General features: G+C 39.4%; 8 protein-coding genes. 7 read left to right on the top strand and 1 reads right to left on the bottom strand.

Going from position 1 to position 7,421, the window contains the following annotated elements; genetic code table 11:
* Nucleotides 1–128: 128 nt before the first annotated feature.
* From ACYVTD_RS08450 to ACYVTD_RS08440, 3 genes are read left to right on the top strand one after another with little or no spacing between them, the layout of a single operon-like run.
* Entirely contained in the window at nucleotides 129–509 is a 381-nt protein-coding gene (locus tag ACYVTD_RS08450; RefSeq protein ID WP_461247336.1) for a hypothetical protein, read from the top strand.
* 46 nt (nucleotides 510–555) lie between these two features.
* Complete coding sequence (gene crcB, locus ACYVTD_RS08445; RefSeq protein WP_461247335.1) at nucleotides 556–936, top strand: fluoride efflux transporter CrcB; 381 nt, start codon at nucleotides 556–558, stop codon at nucleotides 934–936.
* Between the two features lie 18 nt (nucleotides 937–954).
* Entirely contained in the window at nucleotides 955–1,350 is a 396-nt protein-coding gene (locus tag ACYVTD_RS08440; protein ID WP_461247334.1) for a hypothetical protein, read from the top strand.
* 40 nt (nucleotides 1,351–1,390) lie between these two features.
* Here ACYVTD_RS08440 and murD read toward each other — a convergent pair whose 3' ends face one another.
* A complete protein-coding gene (murD, locus tag ACYVTD_RS08435) occupies nucleotides 1,391–2,851 on the bottom strand; it encodes a UDP-N-acetylmuramoyl-L-alanine--D-glutamate ligase (RefSeq protein WP_461247333.1) in 1,461 nt (486 codons plus the stop codon).
* Nucleotides 2,852–2,896: 45 nt separating this feature from the next.
* On the opposite strand from murD, the gene ACYVTD_RS08430 reads away from it, so the two are divergent.
* The 4 genes from ACYVTD_RS08430 to ACYVTD_RS08415 all read left to right on the top strand — a co-directional run.
* Nucleotides 2,897–3,925: a DUF2804 domain-containing protein gene (locus ACYVTD_RS08430; RefSeq protein ID WP_461247332.1), complete on the top strand. Its 1,029-nt coding sequence runs from the start codon at nucleotides 2,897–2,899 to the stop codon at nucleotides 3,923–3,925.
* A 96-nt stretch (nucleotides 3,926–4,021) separates the two neighbouring features.
* Nucleotides 4,022–5,197: a GGDEF domain-containing protein gene (locus tag ACYVTD_RS08425; RefSeq protein WP_461247331.1), complete on the top strand. Its 1,176-nt coding sequence runs from the start codon at nucleotides 4,022–4,024 to the stop codon at nucleotides 5,195–5,197.
* Between the two features lie 24 nt (nucleotides 5,198–5,221).
* A complete protein-coding gene (locus ACYVTD_RS08420) occupies nucleotides 5,222–6,157 on the top strand; it encodes a ribonuclease Z (RefSeq protein WP_461247330.1) in 936 nt (311 codons plus the stop codon).
* 332 nt (nucleotides 6,158–6,489) lie between these two features.
* Nucleotides 6,490–7,421, top strand: a 932-nt coding sequence (locus ACYVTD_RS08415) for an ABC transporter ATP-binding protein (protein ID WP_461247329.1), incomplete at its 3' end; no start/stop codon positions are given.

Here is a 7,421-nt window from a genome sequence, read left to right as displayed (position 1 = left end):
ACATATAGGTTAAATTTATTATAAATAATAAATGCAATTAATATAGATAATATATTGACAAAATAATAAATATTGTTTAAATTAATATAATAGCTGTAATTTTAAGTATATTTTTTAAGGAGTTACTGATGAAAATAAACAAAAAATCTCTCTTTATCAGTCTTTTTGCGTCTTTACTTTTAATAATAGGATTAAATAGTTGTAAGGAAAATAATTGGATAACTACCTATTGGGTAAGAGATGGTCATCTAATTGATGTTATTGGTTCTAATGAACAAAGTGTCTCTATATCTCCCGAAAGTTCACTAAAACCTTCTCTTTTTGTTGATTCTTCTAAAACAATGACATCTTCTGAAATTGATGCGCTTCTTATTCATTTAGAGTTTGACCAAAATTTTATACAGTCTGTTAAAGATACATTAAATAATAATCGCTCAGCATTTGTGTTGTATAATAATTCAAGCGGTGACAATAGATGGCTTTGGATTACTCTAATAATAACATATTAAAAAAATAAATATTGACTAAACTGAAAATATAGTAGGAAAATGTTTTATGAATATTATTTATGTATTTATTGGCGGTGGATTAGGGGCTTTATCAAGGTATCTTTGCGTGCAATATATAAATAATAAATTTATTCAAAATTTTCCTCTTGGGACTTTATTTGTAAATAGTATAGGTTCATTAATTATTGGATTTTTTTATAAAACATTTGAAACATATATTATTCCAATAGAATTACGATTATTTATTATAACAGGTTTTTTAGGCGGTTATACTACATTTTCAACATATTCATTGGAAACGGTACAATGCTTTATGAATGGAAATTATAAACAGGCATTATTAAATATTTTTATAAATAATATATTATGCATATTATTTGTTGTTTTTGGAATATTAATAAGTAAAGTAATAATTGTAAAAGCATAATGTAGTAAGGCGGCAAATATGAAATCATTAAGAAATTTTAAAGAAATTTCTACCATAATATTAATTTTATTATTGAATTCATGTGCTTCAAATAATAAATTTATTTATGGATCAACCATAACAGAAAATGAATTAGAAAAAATTGAAGTCATTGGTTATGTTGAAACTACGTTTGAAACAACAATTAATTGGAGAAAAAATAATCTTTTATTGGAAAGATCGTATTATGAATTATTAAAAATAGCAAAAAAAAATTACACAGGTGAGATAGATATAAAAAATATAATCATAGAAAGAAATTATTCAAATAAAAACTATTTATTGCTTGTACCAATGATGTTCCATAATTATATTTTTATGTCTTATACTAATGTTCATGCAAAAGGTGAAGTGGTAAGATATAATAATAAATAAAATATGAAAAAACAAATCAGTAAGTAGTATTAAAATTCTTTCATCTACCCAACCGCAGTACGGCTTCTTTCCACTTTCTGCCTCTGTCAAATTCATTTAAGAACATTCCAAAGCTGGCACATCCGGGTGAAAGAGCGATAGTGTCCGTACTGGACGCTTTTTCTATCGCACACCAGACGGCTTTGTCCAAATCGTTAAAAGGTGCGCTGTAAGAGACGCCATTTTCACGTAACAAGGGAATGAGTTTTTCACTGCCTGTGCCTTCAAGCAGAATAATTGCTTTTGCTTTTTTTGCGGCTCTTGCAAGGGGAGAAAAATCAAGGTTTTTGTCAGTGCCGCCTGTTACAAGGACTAAGCCTCCGTGCGTTACAGACGGTTCAGTTAATGCTTCTATGCAGGCGGCGGCGGCTTCGGGGATTGTGGCGGCGCTGTCGTTGTAGTAGCGTATTCCTTTTGATTCATGGAAAAACTCTAATCGGTGTTCTATTCCGGGGAAAGTTGAAAGAGCGGCGCGGATAGTATCCGCTTTGCCGCCGAGGGCAAAAACCGCAAGAGCCGCAGAGAGCATATTTATTTTTTGATGACTGCCCGGTGTAAGTATCTTTTGCGGAACCAATTCCGTAATTTCTTCTGGTACTCCCTGAAAGTTAAGAAGACGGGCAATGCCTCGCCCGCTTGAGTCGATACAACCGCCGCTTTGCCCTTCGCCTAACGCTAAAGAAAGCTCCTGTTTGCAGGAACGGATAAGTTTACGGGCTTTTGTTTCAGATAAGAATATTTTCCCCCAATCATCGTCTCCTGCTATTGTAACGCAGTTTGAGTCCTGCCCACGATAAATATTTTTTTTGTCATCGACATATTCTTCCATTGACGCATAACGGTCAAGGTGGTCATGCATTATCGGGGTTAAAATGGCGGCTGCGGGTTTTAACAGCGGACTTCCGTCAGTGTTGACATTGTTTTTTATGTCCCCCAACTGAAAACTTGAAAGCTCTAGGACTACATCGTCAGCTTCCGTTAGTTCTTCCAAAAATGTTAAGGGAGAGACCGTAATGTTTCCGCCAAGATACGCTTTGCCCGCTTTTCTGTCTTTTGAAAGAATCCAGTGGAGTGCGGAGGATGTTCCGCTTTTTCCCTTAGTTCCCGTTACCGCGAAAAGCCTCGCTTTGGATTGCGTCAGGAAAAGTGAAAGGTCTGTTTCTATGCGTTTGGCGGCTTGCAAAAAAGGAGAGTCGGGTTTTACGCCCGGGTTTTTTATTACAATATCGGCGTTTTTAAAATCGTCAATTTCATGCTTGCCCAAAACATAGCGCACAGGTTGCCGCCCCAAAGCTTTACAGGCGGTATCCAATTCCTTTATGGAAGGCGAAAGAGTTTTTTCGTCTCTTAAATCGGTAACTGTAACTTCTGCCCCGCGCTTGAGTAGAAAAAGCGCAGATTGAAGCCCCCCGCCGTGCAAGCCAAGCCCCATTACCAACGCTTTTATTCCCGTGTAATCCATGTTATCTTAATACCATGATGACGATTACATGTAAACAGGTTAAATATGCCTCAAAATGAAATTTGCAGGGAAGTGCCATTATTTGACGATATGGGGCTGCCTATCAATTTTGGCTGGGCAAGGCAGGAATATCTTTCCTACGACCCTGTAATGGTTTACGCGGACAGGCATAGGATAACCGAATCGGATCGATATATTGTATATACTCCAACCCACATGGTTGTTTTTGAAGTAAAAGACGACAGTTGGCTTGGTTACATGGGTATTTCCGTTATCTCGCTTAGGGATAAAAAACGTTCCACTCAAATTTTCAAGACATGGCTGCCTTTTGGCTCTTACAATATGCCTGTCAGCAGTAAAACAGGGAAAATTCGCTGTCGTACTAAAAAAATACGCCTTGATTTCGTCTGCATGGAAGAGGGCGCAAGAATAATCAAGGTTGATATTCCCAAATTCGGACGCCATAGGAGTCTGCGGGGAGAGTTGGTTTTAAGCGAATTTGACAATTCTGAATCGCTTTTTACAAATCAGTCGTGGAGAAACGAAAAATACACATTCAGGTATGCGCGTTGTTCCCCTTGTTTCTATGTGGAGGGGGTAATTCAATATGGCGGTACTGAAATTGTATTTACCCGAGGAAACGCATGGGGTATTCTGGACTGGAACAGGATTGTACGTCCAAAAGCCGATATTCGGTATTGGGCGACCGCTTGCGGAATAAGCGAGGGGAGGCAGTTAAGTTTCTGTATTGGCTACAGTTGGGCGGATTCCTCACTTGGGACGGAAAACGGCTTTTTTGTCGACGGAAAATTGCACAAACTTGACCAGGTAACATTCCATATCCCCCTTTCAAACTGGCTTTCCCCCTGGCGCTTTACAAGCAACGATAATCGCCTGGAAATGACATTTTCCCCCCATCAGGAAAGAATCGACCGCCATAGCCTGTTTTTTTATAGTTCTACCCGCAGGCAGGTTTGCGGCTTTTTTTCGGGAAAAGTCATATTGGACGACGGTTCTTTGTTGGAATTCCAGAATTTAACAGGTTTTGCCGAACGCAGTAAAATGAGACATTAAATTGACATACTCGTATTATTTGTAATTTTGTCCAAAAAAGCTTGTTTTTCTGTTCCATTTCTATAAAAAAGGGTATATAATATAAAAAGGATATTTATGAAAAAATTCTTTTACAACTGGAGATTTTACTCGTTCGGACGCGAGCAGTATCAGCAATGTATGAATAATACATTCTTTAATAATCTTCAAAACCTGAAACAGGGAAACTTAATAGTAGCGATATACGCGTTTTTATACTCTGTAATACCTTTAGTCGCCGAAGAGTTGCATTTTTTCAGCGTAGGCGTTTGTCTTCTTGTCGCCGCTATAGCAATGCTGATTTATTTTATTTCAAATTATGTAATGCAGCAGGTTAATGTAAAAAACCATGTTATTTATCTTTTAATAACATTTTACTATATCAACTTAATGTTCTTTGGCATATATCAAAGTATTTGGACAAATCCGGATAAACCGGCTTCTGTAATTTACGCGTTTTTGGTAATTGCTCTTTTATTGTTTATTAATCCTCCGCAATTTAATTTTCTTCTTACGTTAGGCGCGTCGACTGTTTTTATTGTTTGTGCCATTTTATTAAAAGATTATCAAATTTGGATTTATGATATTGTGCATATACTTATTGCCGCTTCTATCAGCATATTTTTTAGTTGGCAAATATCAAAATTACGAATGGGGTTGGAGTTAAGCGCAAGCCAACTTGAGGAAGAACGCAACAAGTATGAAGATCAAAGTATCACAGATGAGTTAACGCGTCTTAGAAACAAGCGCGACTTTTCTAATACCTTCCAAAGGTATCTTTCAAATTTCCGTTCTTCCGACGACTGGATATGCATAGCTATTGCGGATATCGACTTCTTTAAATTCTACAATGACCACTACGGACACCTAAAGGGCGATGATTGTCTTAGAACGATAGGCGCGGTATTAAACAGTTTAAAAGATGATTTGGGAATTTATACGGCGAGAGTCGGCGGCGAAGAATTTGCCGCGTTGTGGTTTGAAAAGGATAGTTCCCATGTTGATGTTGTTATTAATCATTGGATTGCGGCTATAAAAGAAAAAAAGATTCCGCATGAAAAATCCAAAGTAAACGATTTTGTAACAATGAGTATTGGCGTATATATTTCGCGTTGCGGAGCTTACCGTGACACAAAAGTTCTGTACGATTTGGCTGATAAGGCGTTGTATACCGCGAAGCAGGGCGGACGTAATGCCGCTATTATAAACGGCGATGATGTTAAAGAATACAAAATCAGCCTAAAAGACGACTAGCATTTCGAGGGCGATTTTTCCAATATGAATCTTGAAGCGTTTATTCTTGGTTGCGGCGGCATGATGCCGCTTCCCAATAGGCATTTAACATCTGTTTTGTTAAGGCGCGAGGGCGAGCTTTTTCTCTTTGATTGCGGAGAAGGTACTCAAGTTTCTTTGCGCCGTCTTAATTTGCGTTGGAAAAAAATATCGGTTATTTTTATAAGCCACACTCACGCGGATCATGTTACCGGTATTCCCGGCTTGTTAATGCTTTCTTCCCAAGTAGACAGGGACGATCCTCTTTACATAATAGGTCCGCCGCGTATTGCAGAATATATCGAAACTAGCAGGCGCGTGCTTGATATGTACATTAACTATGAAATAATAGTAAAAGAAATAACGGCTCCTGGAATTGTATATCAGGGGGAAGGATTTCATGTAAGATGTTTTCCGCTGTCGCATACCAAGCCGTGTTACGGTTATGCTCTGGAAGAAGATATGCGCCCGGGTGAGTTCCACCCGCAAAAAGCGGAGGAATTAAATATTCCTATGGGAAAATTATGGGGGAAACTTCAAAAGGGCGAGACTATTCAAACCCCCGACGGCAGGGAGATACGCCCGGAGCAAGTTGTGGGTTCTCCGCGTCAGGGGCGTAAATTTTCTTTTGTTACGGATTCTCTTGCCCTGCCGGAAATCTCCACCCATGTTATAGGCTCCGATCTTTTTGTCTGCGAGGGAATGTTCACCCATGATTTGGTAGAAGACGCCCGCGATAAAAAGCACATGACGGCGGCGGAAGCCGCTAAAATTGCCGCTTCTTCGCAGGGCATAAAAAAATTGGCGTTAATTCACTATAGCCCGCGATATACCGACTACGAATTAAAACAGCTTCTTACCGAAGCGCAGGCTATTTTCCCCAATACGGTACTTACGAAAGACCGTTATGTTTTTCCAATTGAATATGAGAATGGTAGCTAGAATTGCAAAGAAGAGATCTACCACGAACCACACGAACCAAAGAGCGAACAGAAGGATTTGAGCATTCTACCAATAAGCGTGTTATACAAGAGCGAAGGTTTTTTGGGGTTTTTGTTCGTTATCTTATAGTGAAGTTCCAAGCCAAGCTTTCGGACAAAACCCCTGATCCCTTTAGCTATCTACTACGCGCATATTTGTAGTAAATCTCTTCGCTTTCTTGGTTCGCTGATGTTCGTGTGGTTCGTGGTAGATTTCTTACCTCTTGGTTCGTGGTAAAATTTTTTTCAATGATCCATGTTCCCAATATTGACTAAATTTGCTATCATACTGATATGAACACTAATGCCAAAATAGAAGTAAAAAACCTGTCTAAACAATACGGAGAAGTACGGGCGGTTTCGGACGTTTCCTTTTCCGTAGGGGATCAGCAGGTGTTGGGTTTTCTGGGACCTAACGGCGCGGGAAAAACTACCATTATGAAAATCCTTACGGGTTTTCATTTTCCGTCAAATGGCACTGCCTTTGTTGACGGTATTTCCGTGGAAGAACAACCGTTGGAAATTAAAAAGCGGATTGGCTATCTGCCGGAAAATGTGCCGCTTTACGGCGACCTAACTGTTGACGAATACCTAAACTTTGCGGCGGACGCGCGTTTTATTCCCGTACAGGAGCGTCCGGCGGCAATTAACGCAAGCCTTGAAGCCTGCGGCTTAACAAATTACCGCAGCCGCAAAATAGAGACGCTTTCCAAAGGTTATCGTCAACGTGCCGGGCTTGCTCAGGCTATCCTTCACGACCCACCGATTTTAATTCTTGACGAGCCTACTACGGGGCTTGACCCGAACCAAATCATAGAAATTCGCTCTCTCATAAAAGAGCTTGGAAAGCGCAAGACTGTAATTCTTTCCACGCATATTTTGCAGGAAGTTGAGGCAATCTGCACTCAGGTTTTGATTATTAACGATGGGCGTATTGCGGCGCAAGGCAGTCCCGAAGAAATTGCCGGAACCATGAAGGGCGGTGATACTTGGGAACTTATCGTTAAAGGAGCAGGTTACAATGTTGACACAGGCATGGTCAGCGGTAAGTTATCCTCGTTAGGCAACATTTCCAATGTGGCGACGGAAACTACCGAAGACGGATATGTTTATGCCAATTTCTTTATTCCGGCGGAAACTGACGGCGCAAGTACGGGAGAGCGTATTTTTGATTGGGCGGTTTCGCAAAATTTAAAAATACTAGGCATGAGCAGAAAAAAGAAAAG

The sequence above is a fragment of the Treponema sp. R6D11 genome (assembly GCF_054786075.1).
This window is presented reverse-complemented; position numbering and strand designations above follow the sequence as displayed.

Bases quoted from the DNA above. Each gene is read 5' to 3' on its own strand.
- ACYVTD_RS08450 (WP_461247336.1), top strand. From the start codon at position 129: ATGAAAATAAACAAAAAATCTCTCTTTATCAGTCTTTTTGCGTCTTTA.
- murD (WP_461247333.1), bottom strand. From the start codon at position 2,851: ATGGATTACACGGGAATAAAAGCGTTGGTAATGGGGCTTGGCTTGCAC.
- ACYVTD_RS08425 (WP_461247331.1), top strand. From the start codon at position 4,022: ATGAAAAAATTCTTTTACAACTGGAGATTTTACTCGTTCGGACGCGAG.
- ACYVTD_RS08430 (WP_461247332.1), top strand. From the start codon at position 2,897: ATGCCTCAAAATGAAATTTGCAGGGAAGTGCCATTATTTGACGATATG.
- ACYVTD_RS08420 (WP_461247330.1), top strand. From the start codon at position 5,222: ATGAATCTTGAAGCGTTTATTCTTGGTTGCGGCGGCATGATGCCGCTT.
- ACYVTD_RS08440 (WP_461247334.1), top strand. From the start codon at position 955: ATGAAATCATTAAGAAATTTTAAAGAAATTTCTACCATAATATTAATT.
- crcB (WP_461247335.1), top strand. From the start codon at position 556: ATGAATATTATTTATGTATTTATTGGCGGTGGATTAGGGGCTTTATCA.